This window comes from Christensenella massiliensis, assembly GCF_040409835.1.
Lineage (GTDB): Bacteria > Bacillota > Clostridia > Christensenellales > Christensenellaceae > Christensenella > Christensenella massiliensis.
This window is the reverse complement of sequence record NZ_CP117826.1, coordinates 797,291-823,185: the sequence shown is the minus strand read 5'-3', so window position 1 is coordinate 823,185 and position 25,895 is coordinate 797,291. Positions and strand designations below refer to the sequence as shown.

Annotated in this window: 30 protein-coding genes; 25 read left to right on the top strand and 5 right to left on the bottom strand. The window is 51.8% G+C overall.

Going from position 1 to position 25,895, the window contains the following annotated elements; translation table 11 throughout:
* The first annotated feature begins 1 nt into the window (after nucleotide 1).
* From PUP29_RS03995 to PUP29_RS03875, 25 genes are all read left to right on the top strand, one after another.
* Entirely contained in the window at nucleotides 2-457 is a 456-nt protein-coding gene (locus PUP29_RS03995) for an NADH-quinone oxidoreductase subunit B family protein (RefSeq protein ID WP_079547115.1), read from the top strand.
* On the top strand, nucleotides 450-785 hold the full coding sequence (locus tag PUP29_RS03990) for an NADH-quinone oxidoreductase subunit C (protein ID WP_079547116.1): 336 nt from the start codon (nucleotides 450-452) through the stop codon (nucleotides 783-785). The genes PUP29_RS03995 and PUP29_RS03990 overlap by 8 nt, the downstream gene beginning before the upstream one ends.
* 39 nt (nucleotides 786-824) lie before the next feature.
* Nucleotides 825-1,904 carry a nickel-dependent hydrogenase large subunit gene (locus tag PUP29_RS03985; RefSeq protein ID WP_079547117.1) on the top strand — a complete coding sequence of 360 codons (1,080 nt, stop codon included), beginning with the start codon at nucleotides 825-827 and terminating at the stop codon, nucleotides 1,902-1,904.
* Between the two features lie 7 nt (nucleotides 1,905-1,911).
* Nucleotides 1,912-2,307 (top strand): 4Fe-4S dicluster domain-containing protein, encoded by a 396-nt coding sequence (locus PUP29_RS03980; protein ID WP_079547118.1) that lies wholly within the window; start codon nucleotides 1,912-1,914, stop codon nucleotides 2,305-2,307.
* Nucleotide 2,308: 1 nt separating this feature from the next.
* Nucleotides 2,309-2,650, top strand: a complete 342-nt coding sequence (locus PUP29_RS03975; RefSeq protein ID WP_079547119.1) for a hydrogenase maturation nickel metallochaperone HypA — start codon at nucleotides 2,309-2,311, stop codon at nucleotides 2,648-2,650.
* Nucleotides 2,651-2,653: 3 nt separating this feature from the next.
* Nucleotides 2,654-4,891: a carbamoyltransferase HypF gene (gene hypF, locus PUP29_RS03970; protein WP_079547120.1), complete on the top strand. Its 2,238-nt coding sequence runs from the start codon at nucleotides 2,654-2,656 to the stop codon at nucleotides 4,889-4,891.
* Between the two features lie 22 nt (nucleotides 4,892-4,913).
* The gene (locus PUP29_RS03965) at nucleotides 4,914-5,126 is read left to right on the top strand and encodes a HypC/HybG/HupF family hydrogenase formation chaperone (protein WP_079547121.1); all 213 of its coding nucleotides are present in this window, start codon (nucleotides 4,914-4,916) and stop codon (nucleotides 5,124-5,126) included.
* On the top strand, nucleotides 5,123-6,160 hold the full coding sequence (gene hypD / locus PUP29_RS03960) for a hydrogenase formation protein HypD (protein ID WP_079547122.1): 1,038 nt from the start codon (nucleotides 5,123-5,125) through the stop codon (nucleotides 6,158-6,160). Before PUP29_RS03965 ends, hypD begins: the two co-directional genes overlap by 4 nt.
* Nucleotides 6,161-6,178: 18 nt before the next feature.
* Entirely contained in the window at nucleotides 6,179-7,165 is a 987-nt protein-coding gene (gene hypE / locus PUP29_RS03955) for a hydrogenase expression/formation protein HypE (RefSeq protein WP_079547123.1), read from the top strand.
* A 153-nt stretch (nucleotides 7,166-7,318) separates the two neighbouring features.
* Complete coding sequence (gene lgt / locus PUP29_RS03950; RefSeq protein WP_079547124.1) at nucleotides 7,319-8,080, top strand: prolipoprotein diacylglyceryl transferase; 762 nt, start codon at nucleotides 7,319-7,321, stop codon at nucleotides 8,078-8,080.
* Between the two features lie 282 nt (nucleotides 8,081-8,362).
* The gene (locus PUP29_RS03945) at nucleotides 8,363-9,334 is read left to right on the top strand and encodes a thiamine pyrophosphate-dependent dehydrogenase E1 component subunit alpha (protein ID WP_079547125.1); all 972 of its coding nucleotides are present in this window, start codon (nucleotides 8,363-8,365) and stop codon (nucleotides 9,332-9,334) included.
* A complete protein-coding gene (locus tag PUP29_RS03940; RefSeq protein ID WP_079547126.1) occupies nucleotides 9,331-10,308 on the top strand; it encodes an alpha-ketoacid dehydrogenase subunit beta in 978 nt (325 codons plus the stop codon). Before PUP29_RS03945 ends, PUP29_RS03940 begins: the two co-directional genes overlap by 4 nt.
* Before the next feature lie 87 nt (nucleotides 10,309-10,395).
* Nucleotides 10,396-12,135, top strand: a complete 1,740-nt coding sequence (hflX, locus tag PUP29_RS03935) for a GTPase HflX (protein WP_079547127.1) — start codon at nucleotides 10,396-10,398, stop codon at nucleotides 12,133-12,135.
* 41 nt (nucleotides 12,136-12,176) lie between these two features.
* Nucleotides 12,177-12,671, top strand: a complete 495-nt coding sequence (locus PUP29_RS03930) for a hypothetical protein (RefSeq protein ID WP_353423868.1) — start codon at nucleotides 12,177-12,179, stop codon at nucleotides 12,669-12,671.
* An 11-nt stretch (nucleotides 12,672-12,682) separates the two neighbouring features.
* Nucleotides 12,683-14,101, top strand: coding sequence for an aminotransferase class I/II-fold pyridoxal phosphate-dependent enzyme (locus tag PUP29_RS03925; protein WP_353423867.1), 1,419 nt, complete (start codon nucleotides 12,683-12,685; stop codon nucleotides 14,099-14,101).
* Between the two features lie 17 nt (nucleotides 14,102-14,118).
* Nucleotides 14,119-14,760: a dTMP kinase gene (tmk, locus tag PUP29_RS03920; protein WP_353423866.1), complete on the top strand. Its 642-nt coding sequence runs from the start codon at nucleotides 14,119-14,121 to the stop codon at nucleotides 14,758-14,760.
* On the top strand, nucleotides 14,753-15,691 hold the full coding sequence (locus PUP29_RS03915; protein ID WP_079547130.1) for a hypothetical protein: 939 nt from the start codon (nucleotides 14,753-14,755) through the stop codon (nucleotides 15,689-15,691). The genes tmk and PUP29_RS03915 overlap by 8 nt, the downstream gene beginning before the upstream one ends.
* A complete protein-coding gene (locus PUP29_RS03910; protein ID WP_079547131.1) occupies nucleotides 15,688-16,578 on the top strand; it encodes a PSP1 domain-containing protein in 891 nt (296 codons plus the stop codon). The genes PUP29_RS03915 and PUP29_RS03910 overlap by 4 nt, the downstream gene beginning before the upstream one ends.
* A 65-nt stretch (nucleotides 16,579-16,643) precedes the next feature.
* On the top strand, nucleotides 16,644-16,814 hold the full coding sequence (locus tag PUP29_RS03905) for a DUF362 domain-containing protein (RefSeq protein WP_079547132.1): 171 nt from the start codon (nucleotides 16,644-16,646) through the stop codon (nucleotides 16,812-16,814).
* Nucleotides 16,815-16,905: 91 nt separating this feature from the next.
* Complete coding sequence (locus PUP29_RS03900; protein ID WP_079547133.1) at nucleotides 16,906-17,628, top strand: tRNA1(Val) (adenine(37)-N6)-methyltransferase; 723 nt, start codon at nucleotides 16,906-16,908, stop codon at nucleotides 17,626-17,628.
* Entirely contained in the window at nucleotides 17,629-18,474 is an 846-nt protein-coding gene (gene rsmI, locus PUP29_RS03895; protein ID WP_079547134.1) for a 16S rRNA (cytidine(1402)-2'-O)-methyltransferase, read from the top strand. It abuts the gene before it with no gap.
* A 133-nt stretch (nucleotides 18,475-18,607) separates the two neighbouring features.
* Entirely contained in the window at nucleotides 18,608-19,324 is a 717-nt protein-coding gene (locus PUP29_RS03890; protein WP_079547135.1) for a 2-phosphosulfolactate phosphatase, read from the top strand.
* A 110-nt stretch (nucleotides 19,325-19,434) separates the two neighbouring features.
* Complete coding sequence (metG, locus tag PUP29_RS03885) at nucleotides 19,435-21,363, top strand: methionine--tRNA ligase (protein WP_079547136.1); 1,929 nt, start codon at nucleotides 19,435-19,437, stop codon at nucleotides 21,361-21,363.
* On the top strand, nucleotides 21,356-22,129 hold the full coding sequence (locus tag PUP29_RS03880; RefSeq protein WP_353423865.1) for a TatD family hydrolase: 774 nt from the start codon (nucleotides 21,356-21,358) through the stop codon (nucleotides 22,127-22,129). Before metG ends, PUP29_RS03880 begins: the two co-directional genes overlap by 8 nt.
* Nucleotides 22,130-22,193: 64 nt before the next feature.
* On the top strand, nucleotides 22,194-22,778 hold the full coding sequence (locus PUP29_RS03875) for a TatD family nuclease-associated radical SAM protein (RefSeq protein ID WP_079547137.1): 585 nt from the start codon (nucleotides 22,194-22,196) through the stop codon (nucleotides 22,776-22,778).
* 75 nt (nucleotides 22,779-22,853) lie between these two features.
* Here PUP29_RS03875 and PUP29_RS03870 read toward each other — a convergent pair whose 3' ends face one another.
* From PUP29_RS03870 to PUP29_RS03850, 5 genes are all read right to left on the bottom strand, one after another.
* Complete coding sequence (locus PUP29_RS03870) at nucleotides 22,854-23,552, bottom strand: hypothetical protein (RefSeq protein ID WP_079547138.1); 699 nt, start codon at nucleotides 23,550-23,552, stop codon at nucleotides 22,854-22,856.
* Nucleotides 23,553-23,573: 21 nt separating this feature from the next.
* On the bottom strand, nucleotides 23,574-24,413 hold the full coding sequence (locus PUP29_RS03865; RefSeq protein WP_079547139.1) for an ATP-binding cassette domain-containing protein: 840 nt from the start codon (nucleotides 24,411-24,413) through the stop codon (nucleotides 23,574-23,576).
* Entirely contained in the window at nucleotides 24,406-24,777 is a 372-nt protein-coding gene (locus tag PUP29_RS03860; RefSeq protein ID WP_079547140.1) for a GntR family transcriptional regulator, read from the bottom strand. The genes PUP29_RS03865 and PUP29_RS03860 overlap by 8 nt, the downstream gene beginning before the upstream one ends.
* A gap of 111 nt (nucleotides 24,778-24,888) precedes the next feature.
* Nucleotides 24,889-25,302: an EamA family transporter gene (locus PUP29_RS03855; protein WP_079547860.1), complete on the bottom strand. Its 414-nt coding sequence runs from the start codon at nucleotides 25,300-25,302 to the stop codon at nucleotides 24,889-24,891.
* An 87-nt stretch (nucleotides 25,303-25,389) separates the two neighbouring features.
* Nucleotides 25,390-25,845: a GNAT family N-acetyltransferase gene (locus PUP29_RS03850; protein ID WP_079547141.1), complete on the bottom strand. Its 456-nt coding sequence runs from the start codon at nucleotides 25,843-25,845 to the stop codon at nucleotides 25,390-25,392.
* Between the last annotated feature and the right edge of the window lie 50 nt (nucleotides 25,846-25,895).

Here is a 25,895-nt window from a genome sequence, read left to right as displayed (position 1 = left end):
GATGAAGGTGTCTAATTCACCGTGGCTGCTCCACTATGACGGTTCGAGCTGCAACGGCTGTGACATAGAGGTATTGGCTTGCCTGACGCCGGTCTATGATGTAGAGCGTTTCGGCGTGATCAACACGGGAAATCCGAAGCATGCGGATATCTTTCTGATCACAGGCGGTATCAATACACAGAATAAGGCGGTAGTCGAGCAAATTTATTCGCAGATGCCGTCTCCGAAGGTGGTGGTCGCAGTCGGGATATGCGCATGCAATGGAGGCATATTCAAGGAATGCTATAATATTCTGGGCGGCGTAGATACTGTGATACCGGTCGATATCTATGTGCCGGGCTGCGCTGCACGGCCGCAGGCGATCATAGACGGAGTCGTAAAAGCGGTGGCGCTGCTGGACGAGAAAAAGAAGAAAAGAGACCAAAAAAAGGCGCAGGGAGGAAGCGGCAATGCGTGACGGAATCATTATGGAGGTCGGTGCAGGCAGTCTGGTTCCGGAGGTGCTGATGCTGAAACATGAGGGCTACCGGCTGGTTCAGATATGCGCGACCAAGACGGAAAAAGGATATGAGTTGACTTATTCGTTTGGGCAGGCTTATAAGCTGGTGAATCTGCGCTTGAAATTAGCGCCGGGAGCTGAAGTGGTGAGTATCAGCGATATCTACGAGCCGGCATTCCTGTATGAAAACGAGATACACGATTTGTTTGGCATCAAGGTGCGGATGATGGCGCTCGATTATGAGGGGAATCTGTACCGGATCGACCAAAAAAATCCGTTTCAATAAACAAGGGGAACGGCTGCTCTGCAGCAAGGAGGAATTTTCATGTCTACACGCAGTATAGTCCCGTTCGGGCCGCAGCATCCGGTCCTGCCGGAGCCCATCCATCTGGACCTCGTACTGGAGGATGAAAAAGTGGTAGAGGCGGTTCCGTCTATCGGCTTTGTCCACAGGGGACTGGAAAAATTAGTTGAAAAAAAGGATTTTCAGGAATATGTTTATGTAGCGGAGCGTATCTGCGGTATTTGCAGCTTTATGCACGGCATGGGCTATTGCGAGGCGGTGGAACACATCATGGGTATAGAAATACCGCCGCGGGCCAAATATCTGCGCACGATCTGGTGCGAAATGTCGCGCATACACAGTCACATGCTCTGGCTCGGCCTGCTTGCCGATGCATTCGGCTTCGAAAGCCTGTTCATGCAGTCGTGGCGCATTCGTGAAAAGATATTGGATATGTTCGAATATTCCACGGGCGGCCGCGTTATTTTCTCTGTGAATAAGATCGGCGGGCAGCGCAAGGATATGGACGGCGATATGCTGAAGCAGTTCATGGAGGTGTTGAGCGGCATTGAGGCGGAAACAAAGGTGATCGCAAAAACGTTTCTGGGTGATAAAGCGGTCAACAGCAGACTGCGCGGCGTCGGCTTTCTGACAAAACAGCAGGCGCATGATCTTGGCGCGGTAGGCCCGTTTATGCGTGCGAGCGGGATTGCGCTCGATAACCGAAAATTAGGCTACGCGGCATATCCGGACATTGATTTTGAGCCTGTCACCAGTGAGATAGGCGATTGCTATGCGCGGTGCGATGTGCGCATTCGGGAGATATTCCAATCAATCGACATCATTCGTCAGGCGGCAGCGAAGATACCGGAGGGAGAGGTCGCAGTTCCGGTCAAGGGATTGCCGGACGGCGAATATATGATGCGTGTAGAACAGCCGCGGGGGGAAGCGATTTATTACGTAAAGGCGAACGGAACAAAATTTTTGGACCGTGTCCGCGTCCGCACCCCTACGTTCGCAAATCTGCCGGGAATGCTGGAGACGCTGAAAGGCTGCGATTTTGCAGACGTGCCGATCTTGATCCTGACGATAGACCCGTGTATCAGCTGCACAGAGAGGTGAGGCAGTTATGGGATTTATGAATTTTACGAAAACGGTGATAACAAATCTGTTCCATAAGCCGGTAACAACAGCCTATCCATTTGAGCCGGAAGCCTACCCGGAACGCACGCGGGGCAAGGTCGGTATTGCGATCGAGCAGTGTATTTTCTGTGGCATGTGCGGCAGGAAATGCCCGACGGGAGCGATTCGCGTCGATCGGGCCGAAAAGCGGTGGACGATCGAACGGTTCGGCTGCATCCAGTGCGGCAGCTGTGTGGAGAATTGCCCCAAAAAATGCCTGTTTATGATGCAGAACTATCCGCAGCCGGCGGCAGATAAATATGAGGAAAGCTTTGTGCAGCCGCCTGCGCCGGCAACGGAGGAAGCGCCCAAAAAGGAAGAAACGAAAGGAAAGGTAGATTGATATGCACGAATATCATGAGGCGATCCATATTATTGAACATGCGATAGAGGAAGCAAAGGAGAAAGGCTACCGGAAAGTGACGAAGATCAATCTGGTGATCGGGGAAAGCTCCGGTTATTCCGGAGACAGTATTCGGATGCATTATGAAGATGCGGCGCAGGGTACGATATGTGAGGGCGCGGAAATTTGTGTGCGCCCGGTAAAAACAATGCTTCGGTGTCCGAAGTGCCATGAACTCTTTGCCCGCAAGCCCTTCCACTTCGAGTGTCCGCATTGCGGAACGGAGGGGGAGCCGAGCGAGATCGGCAAAGAGATGGCGATCGAAAGTATAGAAGGAGAATGATGGATGACGGTGTCCATTACCGTGCTGGGTATTGTTCAGGGAGTCGGGTTTCGGCCGTTTGTAGCACGAACGGCGGAAGAGCTCGGCATTGCGGGAACAGTACGCAACAGCGGGGGTATCGTAAAGATCATTGCAGCAGGTGAAAGGGAGGCGGTGGACGAGCTTGTTCACCGCCTCCGGTTTCAGAGCCCCAAGGGTGCACAGGTAACGGAGGTTCTTTGCGCGCCTGTCGAATGTGCAGAGAAACCGCCGGGGTTTCGTATTGTGGAGAGCGACGAGGACAGAAATCCGCTCCCCATGCTCCCACCTGATTTACCGGTCTGCGAGGACTGTCTGCACGAAATGAGGGACCCGAAAAACAGACGGTATGGATATCCGTTTATCAGCTGCGTTGCCTGCGGCCCGCGGTATAGCATCGTAAAACGGCTTCCCTATGATAGGAATACGACGACGATGGAGGATTTTCCGATGTGCGGCGCCTGTGAAGCCGAATACACGGGAAAAGGGAGGCGCAGACATGCGCAGACGATATCCTGCCACGATTGTGGTCCTCAATTGATTTTTGAAGAAAAAGGCTGCATACTGCAGCGGCAGAAAGCGCTTGAGCGCGCAGCGGAGCTGCTTCAAAGCGGTGCGGTATTGGCTGTCAAGGGAATCGGCGGTTACCAATTCATCTGCCTGCCCTACTGTGAAACGACAGTAGAACAGCTGAGGCTGCTGAAAAAACGGGATAAAAAGCCTTTTGCAGTCATGTTTCCGTCACTGCGGGCGGCCGGAGAGCTGTGCATCGTCGGAAAAGAGGAAACGGAGCTCCTGACTTCACCGGCACGGCCAATCGTATTGCTGGCTAAAAAGAAAGATATATTTGCGCCGAATGTTGCCGGGGAAAGCCGAAGGATCGGGGCGTTTCTGCCATATACGCCTCTGCATCAGATGCTGACGGATATTTGCGGACCGTTGGTCGTAACAAGCGGCAATGTGTCGTCGGAACCAATTATCACAGAGGACCGCGAGATGCTGGATGCGGTTTTGCCGAATCTTAACGGTATACTATATAATACCCGCAGGATCGAAACGCCGCTCGACGATTCCGTGGCGCGCGTCGCTGCGGGGATAAAGCAGCTCCTGCGCCGCAGCCGTGGCTATGTTCCGCTGCCTGTTCGGATCAAAAAAAAGACGAGGAAACCTTTCCTTGCTATGGGCGGCGATCTGAAAGCGTGTTTTGCGCTGTGCATGGAAAATCAGGTTTATCTGAGTCAGTATTTCGGTGATGTGGAGGAATATAAGGTGCTGCGGGAATTTCGCCGCGGAATTCAGCGGATGGAGGAGATATTCGGTATCCGGCCCAAGGCAGTACTCCATGATCTGCATCCCGCTTACCAAACCTTTGCTTTGGCGCAGGAGATGAATGAAAAACAAGCTGTTCCTTTACGCGGGATACAGCATCATCATGCGCATGCGGCGTCCGTAATGGCGGAGCATGGCATAGAGCATTGCATTGGCGTAGTGTTTGACGGAACAGGTTATGGACCCGACGGAACAATATGGGGAGGGGAATTTCTCCGGTGCCGCGGCACGGAATTTGAGCGTATAGGGCAGTTGGAGGAGATCGTTTTATGCGGTGGGGATGCCTCGGCGCGGGATGCGGAGCTGACAGGCTTATGCCATAAATATGCGGCGGGACTGCCGGATGGCAGCAGCCGGTTCGCTGTGGCAGCGGCCGCCATAAAACAGCGGGTCAATACCGAACGAAGCTCCAGCATGGGCCGTCTGTTTGATGCGGTGAGCGCCCTGCTGGGCCTAAGACAGTATAACAGCTATGAGGGGGAATGTGCGGTCTCTGTGGAGAATGCCGCGGCAGACGCGCAGGAAAAGGGCGATACACCTTTCCCGCTGTGTTTTGATATTGTAGAGCGGGAGGGACGGTTCAAGGCTCTGCGTACTCCGGTCATTCGGGCGATAGCGGATGCAGCCGGCAGAGAAGATGCAGGCAGACTGGCGTTAGGATTCCATGCGGCTCTTGCGGACATGGTCGTGCGTATGTGCAGGATGATACGGGAAAAAACAGGCGAGAACAATGTTGCGCTGACGGGCGGCGTATTTGCGAATTTGTTGCTCACCGAACGGTGTGCCGATTTGCTGAAAAATGAGGGATTTCATGTGTGGCTGAATTCTGCTGTGCCGTGTAATGACGGCGGGCTTGCGCTTGGACAAGCCTATCTTGGCGCACAGTGGTTTTGATAGGAATGGAGGAGAAAGCGGTATGTGCGTTGCTGTGCCGGGAACGGTAATATCTGTGGAGGGAACGGTCGCTGCGGTCGATTTCAGCGGAAATGTGGTACGGGCGGAGGCCGGACTCGTTTCTGTGAAACCGGGTGATTTCGTACTGGTCCATGCGGGCTGTATCCTGCAGGTGTTGACGAAACAGGATCATGACAGCCTGATGGAGCTGTTGAAGGAGATAGACGGATCATGACCGATAGAAAGGATTTTCTGAAAGCATACAGTGGTGAGCCATTACGGTTCATGGAGGTATGCGGCACACATACGGCGGAAATTTCACGCAATGGGATCACAGAGCTGCTCCCTCCTGAGATCAGCCTGATCTCAGGTCCGGGCTGTCCTGTATGCGTGACGGTCACAGACTATATCGACCGTCTGGTCTGGCTGGCGCGTCAGCCGGAAACAACGGTCGTTTCCTTTGGCGATTTACTGCGCGTGCCCGGGAGCCGGGAAAGCCTTGCGGATGCGCGCGCGGACGGCGGGTCTGTAAAAATGGCCTATTCTCCTCTCGACATCCTGAAAATGGCAAAAAGCGAGCCGAAGCGGACCTATGTGTTTGCGGCGGTCGGCTTTGAAACGACAGCGCCGGTCTATGCGGTGCTTCTTGAAAATGCGATAGCACAGGGGATAGAGAACATTCGCCTGCTCACTTCACTGAAGACAATGCCTCCTGTGATAGATTGGGTGTGTGGCAACGGAAGCAGGATAGACGGCTTTCTTGCCCCCGGGCATGTAAGTGTCATTACGGGAAGCCATGTGTTTCAAAAGTTGGCGGAAAAACACGGGCTTCCTTTCGTAATTGCCGGCTTTGACGGAGAACAGCTTTTAGCAGCTGTTTATACGCTCGTAAAATGCCGGGGCAGGGCCGGTGCTGTGAATCTATACCGGTCTGCCGTAACGGAAGAAGGAAATAAGCGGGCGCAGGCGGCTGTTGAGCATTTTTTTGAGCCGTGCGGTGCAGCGTGGAGAGGTATCGGCATTATCCCAAGCTCGGGCTTGCGCCTGCGGGAAGCGTATGCGCGTTTCGACGCGGGAAGCATGGGCCTTGACAGCGACCGCGAGCATAATCCCTTGTGCAGATGCGCACAGATCCTAACGGGCGCGCAAACTCCGGTCTCCTGTCCTTTGTTTGGAACGGAATGTACGCCGCAGCATCCGCAGGGAGCCTGTATGGTTTCGGCGGAGGGAAGCTGTTACCAATACGCAGTCCATCACAGGAAACGCTGAAAGGGGAAGAATGGTTTAATGAAAATCACAATGGCTCACGGCAGCGGAGGAAAAGAAACAAGCGGCCTGATCTCGGAAATTTTTGCACATTATTTTGATAATCCGGTCCTCGCACGCATGGAGGATTCCGGTATCGTGGATGGAGCGGAGCGTATTGCGTTAACGACGGACAGCTTTGTGGTGACGCCGCTTTTCTTTCCGGGCGGAGATATTGGCCGGCTCTCAATATGCGGCACGGTGAATGATTTGCTCATGAGCGGCGCAGTTCCGAGATATCTGACCTGCGGTTTTATTTTGGAAGAGGGCGCGGATACGGAGGTGCTGAAACGAGTCGCCCAGTCTATGGCGCAGACGGCAAACGAGGCGGGCGTTTCGATCGTTGCGGGAGATACTAAAGTGATCGAAGGCAATGGAGGGATCTATATCAATACGGCGGGCGTCGGCTTTGTACGAAGCGGGATAGAGATCGGTGCAGGAAACTGCCGCGGGGGAGACGCGGTGCTCGTTTCGGGAGAGCTTGGAGACCATCATGCGGCAATCTTAAGCGCCAGAATGCAGATCGAAAATACGATTCGAAGCGACTGCGCACCGTTAAACGATATGGTGGAAGCACTGATAAAAAATGGTATAGAGATCCATGCTATGCGTGATATCACACGGGGCGGATTGGCGACGATCGCAGGCGAATTTGCGCGGGCTTCCGGCTGCTGTATCGAGCTTGAAGAGAAGCGGCTGCCCGTCAACGAACAGGTGAAAGCGTTTTGCGGGATATTAGGGCTTGACCCGCTTTATATGGGAAACGAGGGAAAAATGGCGGTGGTCGTCGCAGAAAAAGACGAGCAGCGTGCTCTTCAGTGCCTGAAGGAAAGCAGATATGGTGAAAATGCAGCGGCCGTCGGACATGTGACGCATCGGGAGAACGGCATGGTGCTGATGAAAACAGCGATTGGAGGAACGCGCGTCGTCCCTGAATTGATGGGGGAGGGGCTTCCGCGTATCTGCTGAACAGCCGGAACGCTTTCGGCGGCTTCGGGCAATCACAAGAGGAATACCGCGTTTGCCATTTTCCAGAGCAGAAAGGCGGTTTGCTCCAATACACGGTTTGTGTTACACTATAGAAATGAATCAGGCAGACAGAGGGAAAGGCAGGCGGCTTGTTTGTATAACGATATTTTGACGATCGGGTCCGTAACGATACACGGTTACGGCCTTATGATAGGGATCGGGATCATCTGTGCGCTGTTTATTGCGCTGTTCCGGGCCAAAAAGCGCGGTCTGAGTCAGGACGCCGTTCTGACGCTTTGTATTTTTGCCGTATTGTTTGGCTTTGGAGGCGGAAAGCTTCTCTATATTTTTCTGGACTTTCAGAATTTTATCAGGAACCCGTTAGAGGTCCTTTCGGGCAGCGGATTCGTAGTATATGGCGGGATCATTGTCGCTATTATTGCCGCGGTGCTCTACTGCCGTAAAAAAGGCTATAGCTTTCTTGCTTATTTCGATCTGTATATGCCGTCTGTTGCTGTGGCACAGGGGTTTGGGCGGATCGGATGCTTTTTGGCGGGCTGCTGCTATGGTGCGGAAACAACGAGTCCGATCGGCGTAGTGTTCCCGCCCGGTTCGATTGCGCCGAGCGGCGTGAGCCTGATACCGACACAGCTTTTTTCTGCGGCGGGAGATTTCCTTTTGGCACTGCTGCTGATTTTATATGCGCGCAAAGACAGGAGAGAGGGACGCGTAGGCGCCTTATATCTGATTTTGTATGCGGTAGGAAGATCGGTCATAGAAATATTCCGTGCCGATTATAGGGGCGCGATAGGGATTTTTTCCACATCGCAGTTTATTTCTATCTTTGTAGCGGTGATCGGCATTGTATTATTTGCCGTAAAAAAACCGCCGGCCTTTCTTTCGAAAAAAATATAAATCGATATTTGCGTTTATAAAATGATATTGGGACGTTCGGGTGTGAAAACTGCGGAATTTTGTTAAAAATACACAAAAAAAATGTGGAAAACAATAGGACTTGACAAAGGGAAAGACCCTCTCTATAATTACAAAAGGTCGGCAGTGTGCAGGATGATCGCCGTGCGGACGAGCCGGACAGAAGCGAATAAAAGCCGGGGAGCCGTTTCGATTGAAAAGAAGCGGCTGATTTTTTACAAAATATGGCGAAATGTATCGAAAGAAATATAGGAATAGAATCGCATGATATTGACGAACGAACAAGCGAAAACGATATATGAACAAATGTTCAGCGCAAGGATATTTGAAGAACATGTAGACGCGCTGCTGCGCAAGGGGATGATCCATGGAACGGCGCATCTCGCGGTCGGGGAAGAAGCGACGGCGGCCGGAGGTGTGGGCGCGCTCTGTCCGGATGATTATATTATGAGCAGCCATAGAGGGCATGCGCATTGTATTGCAAAGGGCGCAGACCTCAGGCGGATGATGTGTGAGCTGCTTGGAAAACGCGAGGGCTATTGCAAAGGGCTGGGCGGCTCTATGCACATCGTAGACATCTCTGCCGGGAATTTTGGAGCGAATGGAGTTATGGGTCCGTCGATACCCATGGCGACGGGCGTTGCACTCGCGATCAAAAAAGAAAACAGCGGAAAGATCATTTTGGATTATTTTGGCGACGGCACCTCAAATTCCGGACTTTTCCATGAAGCGCTCAATATGGCGGCGCTGTGGAAGCTGCCCATCGTATATTTGTGTGAAAACAATCTGTATGGATTATCTACGCATGTATCGAAGAGCGTATCCGTGACGGATATCGCCATGCGTGCAAAGGCGTATGGCATGCCGGGCAGGATAGTCGACGGCATGGATGTTCTTGCGGTCATGGAGGCCGTGCGGGAAGCTGCCGACAGAGCGCGCCGCGGGGAAGGGCCCACGTTGATCGAAGCCAAAACCTATCGCTATCTCGGACATTCAAAAAGTGATAAGCGTATTTACCGCAGCCGTGAGGAGGAAGAGGAATGGAAGAAAAAGGATCCTATTCCGGCTTTCGCAAGGTATATGCTTGAGCAAGGTATATCCAAAGAGGAGATTCGGGAGATCGAAGACCGGTCAAGAAAAGCGTGCGATGAAGCGGTGGAATATGCTTTGGCGGCGGATCCGCTGACGTTTGAAGAAGCGAAAAAGCTTGTATTTACGGCGGAGGAACAGAAATGAGCAGGGTCACTTACGCGCAGGCAGTCTCGGATGCGTTGCGGGAAGAGCTGCGCCGAAACGAAAAGGTATTTCTCATAGGTGAGGATATGGGCGTATACGGAGGCTGCTTTGGGATCACGCGCGGCTTTCTGGAAGAGTTTGGGCCGGAACGGATCATAGACGCGCCGATATCGGAGGGCGGTTTCACGGGAATGGCTGTAGGCGCAGCTATGGCAGGATTCTATCCGGTCGTAGAGTTCATGTTTTCGGATTTTTTGACCTGCGCGATGGATTTGATTTGCAATCAGGCGGCAAAGCAGCGTTTTATGCTGGGAGGGCAGGTCTCGGTCCCGCTTGTGATCCGTACGCCGATGGGAAGCGGAACAGGCGCCGCAGCGCAGCATTCGCAAAGCCTTGAGGCGTGGTTTTGCCATGTTCCCGGTCTGAAGGTGCTCGCGCCCTCCACTCCCTGTGATGCAAAGGGGCTCTTAAAAGCAGCCATCCGCGAAAAGGATCCGATCCTGTTTTTTGAACATAAATTTCTTTATCAAATGGAGGGAGAAGTGCCGGAGGAAAACTATCTCCTGCCCATCGGAAAAGCGGATATCAAGCGAAGCGGGAAAGACCTGACGATCATCAGTTACTCCTACACCCTGCATAAAGCCCTGAAAGCGGCAGAAATGCTCGAACAAGATGGAGTAGATGCGGAAATCCTTGATTTGAGGACACTCTCCCCCCTTGATACAGACGCTGTCATTTCCTCCGCGCGCAAGACTGGAAGGGTGCTCGTGGTGCATGAAAGTGTACAGGATTTTGGCGTGGGAGCAGAAATAGCGGCTGTCATTGCGGAAAGCGAAGCATTTTTCCATTTGAAGCAGCCAATCAAGAGGTTTGGCGGAGAAAATATGCCAATGCCCTATGCGGAGCCTCTTGAGGAACAAGCCGTTCCGCAGGCCGAGACGGTTTATGAGAGGGCGAAAGAGCTTCTGAAATAAAACCCGGACAATAAAGCGGCGCCGAGATATTTACGGAATAAGCCGCTTTTATATTTAAGCGAAAAGATTTTCTGGTATAATCTATCTATGGATAAATTACATGGAAATACAGCGGGCCTCAAAGCCCGGATAATTGAAGAGCTGGAGCAGCTATACGACTTCAAACTTTCCTCTCAGGAATTTGTTTCCGAAGCATTGCTGGAAGAGATGGCGCGCCTTACGGAAGTCACCGGAAAAGAGATATCCGTGTTTCTTTCAAGAGGGGGCAAGGTTCTCGATGTATCGATCGGAACGGATAAAGATGTGACGCTGCCTTTCATGCGGAAACGGCGCGGTATGGCAGGTGTGTCGGGCATCCGCACGCTGCATACGCATCCGAATGGGAGCCCGATGCTCTCCGATGTGGACATCGGCTCTCTTATTTCCAGCCGGTTCGACGCGATGGCTGCGGTGGCCGTACGGGCGGGAAAGGCTGTCTCTGTTTGTATCGGATTTATAGGAGAAACGCTTGAGCAGGCAAAGATCGCCGGGCCTTTCTATACAAAACGTATACCGCAGCAGGCGCTTATGCACGAGATCGCTGCTGCAACGGAACGGGTGGCACGGCTTGTCCGCGTGCAGGAGACGGAAGATATTCCCGAACGGACGGTTTTGGTGGGCCTCAATGTTTCGGAGGAAAGTATGGAAGAGCTTGCGCGTCTTGCGGAAACGGCGGGAGCGCAGGTCGTGGGAACGGTCACGCAAAGCAGGGAACGGGACAGAGCCTATTATATCGGAAAGGGAAAAGCGCGGGAGCTGGCGCTCTATCTTTCCGCGGGCGATGCGGATATGGTCATTATGAACGATGAGCTTTCCCCGCTTGAGGCGCGAAATCTGGAAGAGACGCTCGGTGTCAAGGTCGTAGACCGGACGATGCTGATCCTTGATATCTTTGCCGCACACGCACGTACGCGCGAGGGAAGACTGCAGGTCGAATTGGCTCAGCTGCAATATACGCTTCCGCGCCTTGCGGGAGAGGGCGTTTCCTTGTCGCGGTTAGGCGGAGGCATCGGTACGCGCGGACCGGGAGAAAAAAAGATAGAAATAGACCGCCGGCGTATCCGGAGGCGCATATTCGAATTACAGAAAGAAATAGAAAAAGTGACGCAGCAAAGGGAGCTTCGCAAAACTGCCCGGCGGGAAAGCGGCGTGCGGGAGGTAGCGCTCGTCGGTTATACGAATGCAGGGAAATCGAGCCTGCTCAATGCTTTGGCGAATGCGGGCGTATATGCGGAAGATAAGCTGTTCGCGACGCTCGACCCGGTCGCACGGCGGGTAAAGATACCGGGAATTGGCGAGACGGTGTTTATAGACACGGTAGGTTTTATTGAAAAATTGCCGCATGAACTCATCAGCGCGTTCCGGTCTACATTGGAGGAAACGGCGCATGCAGACCTGCTTTTATGCGTAACGGATGCGAGCAGCAGGAATGCGGAAAAGCAGATGGAAGTCGTGAGGGAGGTGCTGTCCTCTCTGCATGCGGAAGAAACGCCGCAGATCACCGTAATGAACAAAACGGACCGCCTTGCCAGCGTGCCGGAGACGGAACGGGATACCGTTTATATTTCGGCCAAAACGGGAGAGGGGATCGAGGAGCTGATCGCACTTGTTGCTGAAAAACTCACGCCGCGGCTCACAAGCTATAGCGGGATGGTCGGGTATGACAGGGGCGACCTTTTGGCGCTGGTGAATAAGCATGGAAAGGAAGTAAAGCTGGATTACAGTCCCGAAGGGGTGCGTGTCGAGGCGAAGCTTCCGATAGAAGTGATAAAAAAGCTCAAAGGGTGAGCCGGACGGCGGCATGCTTGCGGAAAGGGCGGCTTTTTGGTATGATAGGAACAGACGCCGGGAGGGAATTTTATATGTACCGGGAAGAAATGGCACATAAAAAAATAGGTCCGCTTGCGGGCATCTTGATCACGGTCGGCATCGTCGCAGCGATTCTGGGTACGATGTTCGTTTTGTCGTTTATCGGCTTTCTGCTCGATTTGCCGTGGCTGCAGCTTTTTGCTTTTGTTATCGTCGTATGCGCGGGTTTTATCGTTATCCGGCGCTATATGACGGATTACATCTATATCGTGGGAGACGGAAAGCTCCTGTTCGGCAGGCGGATAGGCGCACGGGAAAAAGAGCTTTCTACGATCCCTCTGCGTAACATCAGAAAAATGGGCGGTTATGCGGAAATGGAAAGCGGGCTTTCCGGCAAAAAAAAATATAAATATACGTTTCGCAAAAAAACAGAGGCTTATGTGCTCGACTGCGGAGATATTGCTATTTTGTTCAGCCCTACAGAGGAATTGAAAGGGAAGCTGAAACGGCGGTAGGAGGAATGCGCATGGATACACCGATTGTTTCTATGCTGGACCGCGTTTCGAAAGAGACGCGGTTGCGTTTTTGTATGCCCGGGCACAAGGGGAAAAAAGGATTTCTTTCCGGCACGGTCAATGCACAGGATATTACGGAGCTTCCGGGTGCGGATAACCTATATTGTCCGCAGGGGGTGATTCGGGAGGCGCAGCAGCTTCATGCAAAGTATATCGGTGCGCGCGAAAGCTGGTTTCTCGTGAACGGGAGCACCTGCGGTGTACAGGCGTCCGTGCTTTCGGCGCTCGAACCCGGAGATACGGTCATCGTTGCGCGGGATATCCATCTTTCAGCGGTCCATGCATTCATCATGGCGGACGTAAAGCCCGTTTTTGTGTACCCCTCCGCACAGGCTGCGGATGTGCCGTGCGTGGTGAGCGTGCAGGATATGGCGGCGGCCATTGCGCTTCACAAAAAAGCAAAAGCCGTTTATCTCACGTATCCCAATTATTATGGGCTGTGCGCGGATCTGAACGGCATTTGCGCAGTTGCGCACGAAGCGGGAATGAAAGTGATTTGTGATGCAGCCCACGCGGCCTTATTTGATTTTTCCGAGCTGCTGCCGACGGCGCCTGCTCAGGCAGGATGCGATATTTGGACGTGCAGCCTGCATAAAACGGCCGGGGCCATGAACCAGTGCGCGGTATTGAGCGCAGGTGAAGAGGCTGAGCTGCAGCCGGAGGTCATACAGTCCCGCGTCAATCTGCTGCAAACGACGAGTCCCTCCTATCTGTTGCTTGCTTCTGCCGACTATGCGCTCGGCTTCCTGCGCGGAGAAGAAGGAAGGATACGGCTCACCGCAGCGATTCAGCTTGTAGAGGAAAATATGAGGCGTATCGAAGCGCTTGGCGGTTATCGGTGCATCCTTCAGGATATTCCCAGAGATACGGGTGCGTTCGACCGGGATGTTCTGCGCCTCGTGATCGATGTGACAGACAGGGGCGTAAGCGGCTTCGGAGCGGCACGCTTTTTGCAGGAGAGAGGGATCGCGGTCGAAACGGCTGATATCTCCAATATCGTTCTGATTTGTACGGCTGCGGATACGGCCGAAGATTTTGAGGCGCTCAAAGCGGCGCTTGCCGAAATCAAGGGCTCTAATTATAAAATACGGCGGATGCTGACGGCGGGGGATCTGAAGCAGGTCTTTTTGCCTCAGATATCAGTACCCATGCGCAGGGCATTTTTTGCAGAGCGGCGCAGCGTTCCGCTTGAGGAAAGCGTTGGATGTATCGCGGCTGTTCCGGCAGGGGCCTATCCTCCGGGAACTCCGGCGGTCCTGCCCGGCCAAAAGATCACAGAGGATATGGTGGATTACTTGATCCTTCTGAAAAACCGGGGCTATAGCCTATTTGGAATTTATCGGAACGAGATAGAAATTGCTTGTATTTAAGAAAGGATAAGGATATTTTGAAAGGCCTATTTATTACGTTTGAAGGCGTAGACGGCTGCGGAAAAAGCACGCAGATGCGTTTTTTATCGGAATATTTAACGAAGCGCGGGATCGAACCGGTCTTGACGCGCGAGCCGGGAGGATGTAATATCTCGGAACAGATTCGGGATATGGTGCTTGATATTGAGAACCGCGAAATGGGCGACAGGACGGAAGCGCTGCTATATGCCGCAGCGCGGGCGCAGCATGTCGAAGAGGTAGTCAGACCGGCTGTAAAGGCGGGGAAAATCGTGCTGTGCGACCGGTTTATCGATTCGTCTCTTGCCTATCAGGGGGTAGGACGCGGCCTTGGGATCGATAAAGTGATGGATATCAATCGTTTTGCGATGGGCGATATGATGCCGGACAAGACGTTTTTTCTCGATTTTCCGCCGCAGCTCGCTTTCGGGCGGATGAGCAAAAAACGCGTGCACGACAGATTGGAAACGCAGGAAGAAGAATTTTATGTTATGCTTTACAACGGATTTGTAAAGCTGGCGGAGCTGTATCCGGAGCGTATCATTCGTATCGACGCTTCCGGAGACAAGTTCACAACGCAGGAAATCATTCGCGGCGAAATGGAAAAGATTCTGGAGGCAAATAGGTCCCGGCATGAATGAGATACTGGAAAATGCACTGAAAACAGGAAAGATCGCAGGCGCATACCTTATCGCAGGGTCTTCGCCGGAAGCGGCGCAGGAACAGATAGACGAATTCCTGCTGCGCGTATTCTGCCATACGGGAACGGGCTGCAGAACCTGTCCGGGCTGCGTGAAATATCTGCGCCGCAGCCACGCGGATCTCTTCATGATCGAGCCCACGAAAAACACGATCAGTATCGGCGATGTGCGGGATATCCCCGCCGCTATAGCAAAAAAGCCTTACGAAGGGGGCTTTCAGGCGGTCGTCATCGCACGGGCGGACGCAATGACGCCGCAGGCACAGAATGCGCTTTTAAAGGCGGTCGAGGAGCCGCCCGACCATACGGTGTTCATGCTGGGGGTGCAAAACACCAAAAATATATTGCCTACCATTCTTTCGCGGTGTATAATTTTAAAGACATCGTTTTCCCCAGCGGAAACAGAAAGATTGCTGCACGAAGAGCACGGAGTGCCTACTTTGCGTGCGCGCGTGCTGACCGCCGCGGCAAAGGGAGATTATCATCTGGCGGCGGCCTATCTGTCAAAAGGTTTTTTTGAGATACGCGATGATATGATACTTGCCTTAAACCGTTTGTTTACGGCAAGAAATATGGCGACGAGCGCAACTCTGGAGCTTTTTTTAAAGCATGAGGGGGCACTGGACTTATGCTTCGTAACAGCGCAGCAGTATATAGCGGACGTACTGCTCTATAAGCATACGGGGCGGGTGTCTGTCTATGAGGACAAGCTGCGGGAGATAGAGCAGCATGCGCAGATGCGTGATTTCGTGCTTGTGAATATACAGCGTATCCTGCTTGAATATACGGCAAAGCGCGCTCAATGCGCGGGGCTGAATGTGAAGCTGGCATTGGAAAGTATGCTTTTCCATATTTTGGAGGTTATTTTATGAGTTTTATTATCGGCGTACGGTTTGCCGAGGTCGGGAAGATATATTACTTTGACCCGGGCGAGCTTGAGCTTGAAATGAATGATAAGGTCGTCGTAGAAACGTCGCGGGGCGTGGAGTTCGGAGAGGTCGTTCTGGCGCCGCGGGAGGTGGCGGAAAAAGAGATCACGAAGCCGCTGAAGAAGGTGCTGCGTAAAGCGGATGATAGAGACCTAAAAAAAATAGAAGCGAACAGGCAAAAAGAAAAAGAGGCTTTCCGTACGTGCAGCGAGCGTATTGCAAAGCATAAAATGGATATGAAGCTGATCGACGTAGAATATACGTTCGATGGAAGCAAGATCATTTTTTATTTTACCGCAGAGGGCAGGGTGGATTTCCGGGAGCTTGTAAAAGACCTCGCCTCAGTATTTAAAACGCGGATCGAGCTGCGGCAGATCGGCGTACGCGACGAGGCGAAGAAAATAGGCGGCCTCGGGCCATGCGGGCGTCCGTGCTGCTGCAGTGCATTTTTGGGCGATTTTCAGCCGGTGTCTATCAAAATGGCAAAGGAACAGAATCTTTCTCTTTCTCCGACTAAGATCAGCGGGCTATGCGGGAGGCTGATGTGCTGCCTGAATTATGAGCAGGAGCATTATCACGATATGTGCAAAAAGCTCCCGCGTGTGGGCCGTACAGTCAAAACGCCCGACGGATCGGGAGAGGTTGCTGAAACAAACGCGCTCACAGGCAAAGTAAAAGTCAAACTGCCGCTTGAGGACGGAACGTTTGAGCTTGTGGTCTATGATCATTCGCAGGTGCGCACGATAGGCGACGGACCGAAAAAAAGCCGCAAAAAAGAAGAAAAAGGAAACGCTGCGGAGACGGAAATAAAATCTTCAGATGCCAAATAAAACTATTGCTTTTTTATGGGTGGATGGGTAGAATAGAGATGTATTAAGTATGGAGGTGAAAAGACATGGCATATAAAATTTCGGATGCTTGCATCTCTTGCGGTTCGTGTGCGGCTGACTGCCCGGTAAACGCGATTTCCGACGGCGGCGATCAGTATCAGATCAACGCTGACGAGTGCATCGATTGCGGAGCGTGCGCTGCTACGTGCCCTGTGGAAGCGATTTCCGAGGCGTAAGCAAAAGTAGACGTGCAGAATAAGAGAGGCCTGCCTCTGCGGCGGGCTTCTTTTTTTATAGACGGCAGCGGATTTATGCTATAATACAGATATGGAAAGAATCGACGATCTCCAGTTAAAGGGCTTGAAGATATTGCAGGATACGGAGTTGTTTTGCTTTGGGACAGATGCCGTCCTGCTCGCAGACTTTGTGCGTCTTAAAAAGAACGCGCGTGTTGCAGACCTTGGAACAGGAACGGGGATACTGCCCTTGCTCCTTTATGGGCGGCAGGAGGAGATCTCCGTGCAGGCGCTTGAGCTGCAGGAAAGACTTTGCAATATTGCGCGCCGCAGCGTACGGATGAATGGGCTCGAGGATAGGATAGAAGTGCTCCGCGGCGATATAAAAGAGGCACGCAGTCTGCTTTGCGGAGAATTCGACGCAGTTGTATCAAATCCGCCCTACGAAAAGGAGAAGGCGGGAATACAAAGCACGGATGAATCCCATCGGCTGGCCCGCTTTGAATGTACCGTTACGTTTGAGCAGCTTTGCAGATCGGCATATAAACTGCTTCGGTCGGGCGGACGCTTCTGGCTCATCCACCGCGCGCAGCGGTTGGCAGAGCTGTTATGCTGTCTGCGGGAAAGCAGGCTGGAGCCTAAAGAGATACGCCTGATACACAGCTTTGCAGGACGTCCTGCCGCGCAGGTTTTGCTGTCGGCCGTAAAGGACGGAAACGAGGGACTCACCGTACATCCGCCGCTGATCGTCCATCATGAGGACGGAAGCGAAACAGAGGAGATCAGAAAAATATATCACAGGGATGGGATCTAAATGGAATATGGGAAACTGATGATCGTCGCGACCCCGATCGGCAATTTGGGAGATATCACGCTGCGCGGCTTGGAAGCATTGCGTACAGCCGATATCATTGCAGCAGAAGACACACGGCGGACGCTCAAGCTGCTCAGCCATTACGAAATCAAAAATAAACTGATCAGCTTCCATGAATACAGCCGTGAAGCACGTTTTGAGGAGATCATTAAGCTGCTGATGGAAGGAAAGACGGTAGCTCTCGTTTCCGATGCAGGCACGCCTGTTATTTCAGACCCCGGCTATGAGCTTGTCCGGCGCTGCATATCACAGGGGATCGGAGTCGAAACCTTACCCGGTGCGTGCGCAGCGGTCGCGGCAGTGACGCTTTCGGGTATGGACTGCGCACGGTTTTTATTTTGGGGCTTTTTAAGCGCCAAAGGGCCGGCGCGCAGGAAGGAATTGGAAGAGATACGAAAAAAAGAGATGCCCTGTATCCTTTATGAGAGCCCCAACCGTATCGTAAAAACATTGGACGATATCTGCGAGGTCTTCGGAGAAGAAACGGCGGTCTGCATTTGCAGGGAGCTTACGAAGCTGCACGAGGAATGCCTGCGCATGAATGCGGTACAGGCAAAGGAAATTTTGGAACAGCGCGAGGCTGTCAAAGGAGAATTTGTGCTCCTGATAGGAAAGGCGGAAAAAGAAGAGAAAGAGCTGACGGAGGAACAGATTTTACGGGAACTGAAAAAAAGGATGAAAGAGGGACTGACAAAGAAGTCTGCGGCTGCGGCTGTTGCTGCGGAATATGGGCTGCCTAAAAATAAGGTCTACAAAATAACGCTTGGGAAAATACCGGGGAAATAGCGCGGATGGGTGAGGAAAATTTTATAAATCGCGTGGGAAAAGCTTTTTCAGCAGGAGAATGCTTGTATTTTGGAGTGATATGTAGTAAAATAATAAATCGGACAGTAGAAAGAAAAACAAGTAAGGGGTAATTATGAAAGTAGTTTGTTCAGCAGTTTTTCGTGACCTGCCAGTCCATGAATTGCCGGATAGAACGGCTGTTATGGTAGATGCGCTGCGCGCGTCGGCAACGATCGTTACAGCAGTATCGAACGGCTGCGACCGTATCGTTCCTACGGGTGAAGCGAACGAAGCGGCGGCCATCAAAAAAATATCGGAAGGGAACGTCCTTTTGTGCGGAGAGATCGCAGCCCAGAAGGTAGGCGGCTTTGATCTTGGGAATTCTCCTCTTGAATATACGCAGAATGTGGTGGAGGATATGGTCGTTCTATATTCCACATCGAACGGCTCGATCGCGATCAAAGAACTTGCGGCAGCGGAGGACGTATTGATAGGCAGCTTCATCAATGCGCAGGCAGTCGCAAAAAAAGCGCTTTCCTATGGGCGTGATATCGTGCTTGTATGTGCGGGAACGAAGCGTAAATTTTCGACAGATGACATTCTGGCGATGGGCTGTATCCTTGACAGAATGCTGAAGCTCGACGATACGCTCGAGCTTGATGATATGGGACGTGTCGCGCTAAAGCTGTATCACGACGCAAATCATGATATTCTGGGGGCGCTTGAGGGAAGCACACAGTTCGAATACCTGAAAAAGCTCAAGCTGTATGACGATCTTGAATATTGCACGCGGGAGGATATGTTCGACGTTGTTCCGATTTATCAGGAGGGCGTCATCATTAAAGGATAACTTTGCGGAGAATCCGGGGGCACAGCCGCGCAAAGGCTGTGCCCTTTCTGTTGAAAAAAAAACAGTAAAAGGCTATAATGGGAACGATACTGGAAAAAGGAGCCATGGGAATGAGCGAAAAATTTTATATTACGACGCCGATCTATTATCCGAGCGATAAACTGCATATCGGGCACGCCTACTGTACGACAGCAGCGGACAGCATTGCGCGTTTTAAACGGCAGACCGGCTATGACGTCATGTTTCTGACCGGAACGGATGAGCACGGTCAAAAGATAGAAAAGATCGCGACGGAAAAGGGAATGTCGCCGAAAGAATATGTGGACGGGATCGTCGCACAGATCAAAGAGCTCTGGAAGCTGATGAATATCAGCAACGACGATTTTATCCGCACGACAGACAAGCGGCATGAGGAGTGCGTACAGAAGATTTTTCAAAAGCTCTATGAACAGGGCGATATCTATAAAAGTGAATATGAAAGCTGGTATTGCACCCCCTGCGAGGCGTTCTGGACAGACCGTCAGCTTGTAGACGGAAAGTGTCCGGACTGCGGGCGCGAGGTACAGCGGGTGAAGGAGGAGAGTTATTTCTTCCGCGCTTCGAAATATGCCGACAGGCTGATACAATATATCAAAGACCACCCGGAATTTATTCAGCCGGAATCCCGCAAGAACGAAATGCTGAACAATTTCCTGCTTCCCGGCCTTGAGGATTTGTGCGTATCGCGTTCCTCTTTCAAATGGGGCATCCCGGTCCCATTCGATCAGGAACATGTGATGTATGTTTGGATCGACGCGCTGTCTAACTATATTTCCGCACTTGGCTATCTTTCGGATGACGACAGCAAATTTCAAAAATATTGGCCGGCGGACCTGCATCTGGTGGGCAAGGAGATCGTACGTTTCCATACGATCACATGGCCGACGATCCTGATGGCGCTGGGGCTTCCGCTTCCGAAACGGGTATACGGGCATGGTTGGCTCACATTGCAGGGCGGCAAGATGAGCAAGAGCCGCGGGAATGTAGTCGATCCGGTCGTGCTCGTAGGGCGCTATGGGGTAGACGCGATCCGCTACTTTCTTATGCGGGAAGCGCCGCTCGGGAGTGACCTTATGTTCTCAAACGAGCTGCTGCTCTCCCGTATCAATGCAGACCTTGCAAACGACCTTGGCAACCTGCTTTCGCGGACTGTTGCCATGATCGGAAAGTATTTTGGCGGCAGAGTGCCGGCGGCAGGCATGCTGGAGCCGGAGGACCGCGAACTGGTCGGGTTTGCTGAGCAGCTTCCGAAGCGGGTAGACGTACTTATGAGCGATTGGAAAGTCTCGGAGGCATTGACAGAGATTTGGCAGTATATCGGAATGCTGAATAAGTATATCGACGTCACGATGCCGTGGTCCCTTGCCAAAGATGAAACGAAACAAGAGCGGCTTGGAAGCGTGATGTATCACCTCGCGGAAGGTCTGCGTATCGTAAGCGTGCTGATCGAGAGCGTGATGCCGGAAACGGCGGTGCGCATGAGGGAGCAGCTTGGTGTGGCTCAGGATAAAAAGCTGACCGACTGGGCGAGCGTAGCTTCTTATGGAACGCTGCCGGATGGCACGCAGACAAGCAAGGGAGAGGCGATCTTCCCGCGCATCGATATCGAAAAAGAGCTTGCAGAGCTGGAAAAGCTGATGGCACCGAAGCCGGAAAAGCAGGAGATGAAAGAGGACACAGCAGAGCAGATCACGATTGACGATTTTAGGAAGATACAGCTTAAGACAGCCCTCGTTACGGAATGTGAGAATTTGAAGGGATCGGATAAATTATTGAAGCTGACTGTAAAATGCGGCGAGGAAACACGGACGATCGTTTCCGGCATTCGGGAGAGCTTTACGGCGGAAGAAATGGTGGGGAAAACGGTCGTGATCGTAGCGAACCTGAAACCGGCCAAGCTGCGGGGAACGCTGTCTGAAGGGATGATTCTTGCCGTAGGTACAGGTACGGATATTGCGCTCGTAACAGCCGATGCAAAGGATGGGCTGGACGTTGGGTAAGGAAATGCTCTTTGATACGCATGTACATCTGCTGGACGAGCGGTTCGATGAAGACCGCGAAGCGGTTCTTGCCGAGCTTGCGGGAAGCGGGGTGGGAAACGTGGTGGAAGCATCTTCCGGTCTTGCGGACAGTATACGCGCGGCAGCGCTTGCCCAAGAGCATGCGGCTGTATATGCTGCGGTCGGGATACATCCGCATAGCGCGGACGAATGGAGCATGGCCGTTAGAGAGGCGCTGCACACGCTTTTACAAGAGAAAAAAGTAGTGGCTGTAGGCGAGATTGGGCTCGATTACCACTATGATTTTTCACCGCGGGAAAAACAAAAAGAGGTATTTGAACAGCAGGTGGAGCTCGCGCTTGAGACCGATATGCCGATCGTGGTGCACAGCCGTGAGGCGACTGCGGATACAATGGAGATACTGCGGCGCCATCCAAATGTGCGGGGAGAGCTCCATTGCTTTTCCGGAAGCGCCGAAACGGCGGCAGAGCTCGTGAAGATGGGCTTTTATATCGCGTTTGGCGGAGCGCTTACCTTCAAAAATGCGCGAAAAACACTGGAAGCTGCGCAGGCCGTTCCGCTTGACCGCCTTTTGATCGAAACAGATTGCCCCTACATGACGCCCGTACCTTTTCGCGGAAAACGGAACGAGCCCGCCTATGTAAAATATGTGGCGGAAAAGCTGGCGGAAGTGAAAGGGGTTCCTGTGCAGGAGATCGTCCGCATGACGGAAGAGAATGCAAAACGGTTTTTTAGGATCATATAAAGGGTATGAAAGAAAAGAAAGGAACCATCGGGCGCTGAAAGATGTGTACGTGGTATGATAGGCTTTGGATACATATATTTATAAGATAGGAAATCAAAATTACATTAATCTGACGAACCGCTGCACGAACGACTGTGAATTTTGCGTCAGAAGGACGGAAAAAGGCGTAGCAGGATATGACCTGTGGATGGAGCGCGAACCCTCTGCTCAGGAGATCATCCGTTTGCTGGAGAAAGATAAGACGGATGTTGTATTCTGCGGCTACGGAGAGCCGACAATCAAAATCGATGAGCTCAAGGAGATCGCCGCTTACGTAAAGGGATACGGCGGGCATACGCGCATCAATACGAATGGGCATGCAAGCGCATATCATGGACGGGATATCGCCAAGGAGCTGGTAGGCTTGATAGACGAAGTGTCGATCAGCCTCAACGAAGCGGATGCGAAGAAGTATGAGGCGGTAGTGCACAGCCGCTATGGAGAAGACGGCTTTCGCTATATGTTGGATTTTGCACGGGACTGTGTACGGTATGGAATCAAAACAACGCTTTCTGTGGTAGATGTGATCAGCCCTGAGGATATTGAAACGTGCCGGAAGATCGCAGAAGACGTGGGCGCACATTTCAGGGTACGGAACTATATTGCCTGAACATATTGTCGGGAAAAGAAAAAGCGGACGTATGATAAACGTATGTCCGCTTTTTGAATAGAGATTTGATCCTGTTTAGCCAGCGGGTTGCTGTTGTCTGATTCCTGCCCGGCGGGTGACGAGCCAACCAAGAAAAAGGAAGAGAGCCGCAAACAACAGCCAGAAAAGCGCTGCGTTCATAATGCTGGCAAGCATCCACTGCAAGAACAGCGGAAGCGGCTGGACCTCCGGACCAACAGGAGCGGCTGTATTCATGATCAAAACGAAGCAGGTGATCGCAGCGGCAGGAATGATGATGGAGACGGTGATTTTTGCCGCTTTATTCATCCGGTAGTATGCCCCGGCGAGAAAATAACCGAACGCCATAAAGCCGAAGTTTAGCGTGAAGTAAAAAAATATCTGCATGCCGGGCGTATCTGTGAGCAGGGGAATATAGGTAGACGGCGACAGACTGGGGATCATATCGATCAGTACGCAAACAAAAGCGGTCAGCGCGCTGGAAAAAGCGGCAAAAAGCAGAAAGCTCAGGAAATGCGTTCTGCGGGAGACGCCGTTCCCGAAAGCGATATGAAGGTTTTCTGCAAAGGAGGCGCAGCCGACGACGAACAGAAAAAACACGCCGATGGAGGCCGCGGCCATATTGAAGGTCCCGTTGCCATTCCGGGCAAACACAATGGTAAGGACCGTTGTTAAAGCCGTAATAATGCAGAAAAAGATGATAAAAGCAGGAAGGCTCGATTTCAGCTGCCATAAAAACATTTGTTTGATTTTCATAAAAGGGATCCTCTCTTTCTTTCAGGAATTTGTCAGGTGAATAAAAAGCTGCTGCAGGTCGAGCGGCGTGGCGGTGAGAGAAGCGGGGATATCGCTGCGCCTACCAAGAATATGCGCCAGCATCAGCCCGCCGATCTCCTGAGAGCCCAGTATATTTTTGCCGGCACACCATTTTTCCACCTCGTCTTTTTTGCCGGAGACCGTAAAGCCCATATTATGTATTTCTTCTGCCGGACGGTCGAGAAGAATACGCCCGTCCTTTATGATGACGACATGTTCGATCAGACTTGCGATCTCTTCAATGAGATGGGTAGAAAGAATGACCGTACACGGCCGTTTGGAATAACGGGCAAGCAGCTCCTCATAAAAAAGCTGACGGTGATTCGCATCGAGGCCGAGAACCGGCTCGTCGAACAGCAAATATTCCGCTCCGGAGGCCAGTGTAAGAACAAGCTTGAAAATAGAGCGGTAGCCTGTGGAAAGCTGCCCGACCTTTTTTCTGGTATCAAGCCCAAACTTTTCAGCCAATGCAGCCGCATACGCAGTATCGAATGCGGGATAAAACATGGCGGTCCATTTGAAAATACGTTCTACCCGCACAGACGGTTCATATAAAGTGTTCTCACTCATACAGAAGATCTTTCCAAGGACTCTGTCGTTTTCCGTAAGAGGAAAACCATCCAGATACAGAAACCCCTCCGTCGGGATCAAACGGTTCGTCATTAGATTCAGCAATGTAGATTTTCCTGCCCCATTCCGGCCAAGAAGGCCGTAGATACGGTTTTCACCGAAGCTGACATTTAAGGACCGCAGTGCTGTGACGTTCCGAAAATTTTTTGTGACATTTCTTACTTCAATCATTTTTCGCTCCTTCTTTTATCATGCTGATGACCTCATCGGGACTGATGCCAAGCTTTTCTGCTTCTGAAAGAAGACTTGCGACATAGTCGTCAAAAAAGGACTGCTTCCGCCGCGCCTGTATCTTTTCCTTCGCACCTGTGCATACGAACATGCCTACGCCCCGGCGTTTATATAGGACGCCATTGCCTGTAAGCAAAGTGATTCCTTTCAGAACGGTCGCCGGATTGATCTTGTAGAGCGTGGAAAGCTCCGTCGTAGACGGCACCTGCGTATCCTCCGGGAAAATACCCGAAAGGACTGCATCCTCGATTTGGTCTGCGATTTGAAGATAGATGGGAATTCCGCTTTCAAAATCGATCTTCATTACAAACTCCTTAATTGGTTAATTACTTATGCAACTAACTATATAAGAGAAACGGAAATTTGTCAAGAAAAAATAAAAAAAGCCGCCGAAAGCGGCTGAAACGGCTCTCTATCAAAGAACCATGACAAGAGTACCGAGCGTGATGAGTATACCGCCGACCACTGTTTTTGTTGTCACGGCTTCCTTTAAGATGATAAACGCAAGGACCATACTGATGACTACGCTGAATTTATCGATGGGAACGACCTTAGAGGCGTCGCCGAGCTGAAGCGCTTTAAAATAAAAAAGCCATGAAAAGCCGGTCGCGATACCGGAAAGGATGAGGAATATCCATGATTTCGCCGTGATATTCGGAATATTGCATTGCGCTCCCGTCATAAAAACGATCCCCCACGCCATGATGAGGACCACTACAGTACGGATCGCGGTCGCGAGGTTCGAATCCATACTCTGGATACCGATTTTGGCAAGGATCGCGGTCGCTGCAGCAAAGACGGCCGAGAGAAGTGCGAAAACAAGCCACATGTTTTTTCCTCCGCGTATACTGCGCATAAATGAAATGCCTCCACAAAAAAAGCCGCAATATCATGCGGCTTTGAGCTTTGAAAGCGATCATAGCTCCTTTTGCAGCATCAGGATCTCTTCACCATCCAAAAATTCGCTTTGCATACTGTCGCTGGCTACAAAGCCAAGCTGTTCCCGATAGATCTTGAGCGCCCGGTAATTGGACGGGTCGACATTTACCTCCACCAGCTTGATGCCAAAAGCGCGCATGTCGGCGAACGCGATATTCAAAAGGGAAGTACCGAGGTTGGGGAAAGCCTGCGGATCCAAAATATTGATGCTGTGCAGAAAAACTTTATCCGGATTATCAAAATTCCGCATAAAATAGACTGCGCCTAAAATCTCGTCATACTCCACGGCAACATAGACGCGCGCATGCCTAAGCATCGCGATCAGGTCGAATACGTCGAGAGCACCGCTGTCATAAGAAGAATTTTCGATCTGTATCAACTGTTCCACTAAATCGAAGTCCCGCTCTTTTATATGGAAATATTCAATCGCCATTTTTATCCTCCGGTCGCGCAGACTGCGCGTTAAATTCTATAATACATAGA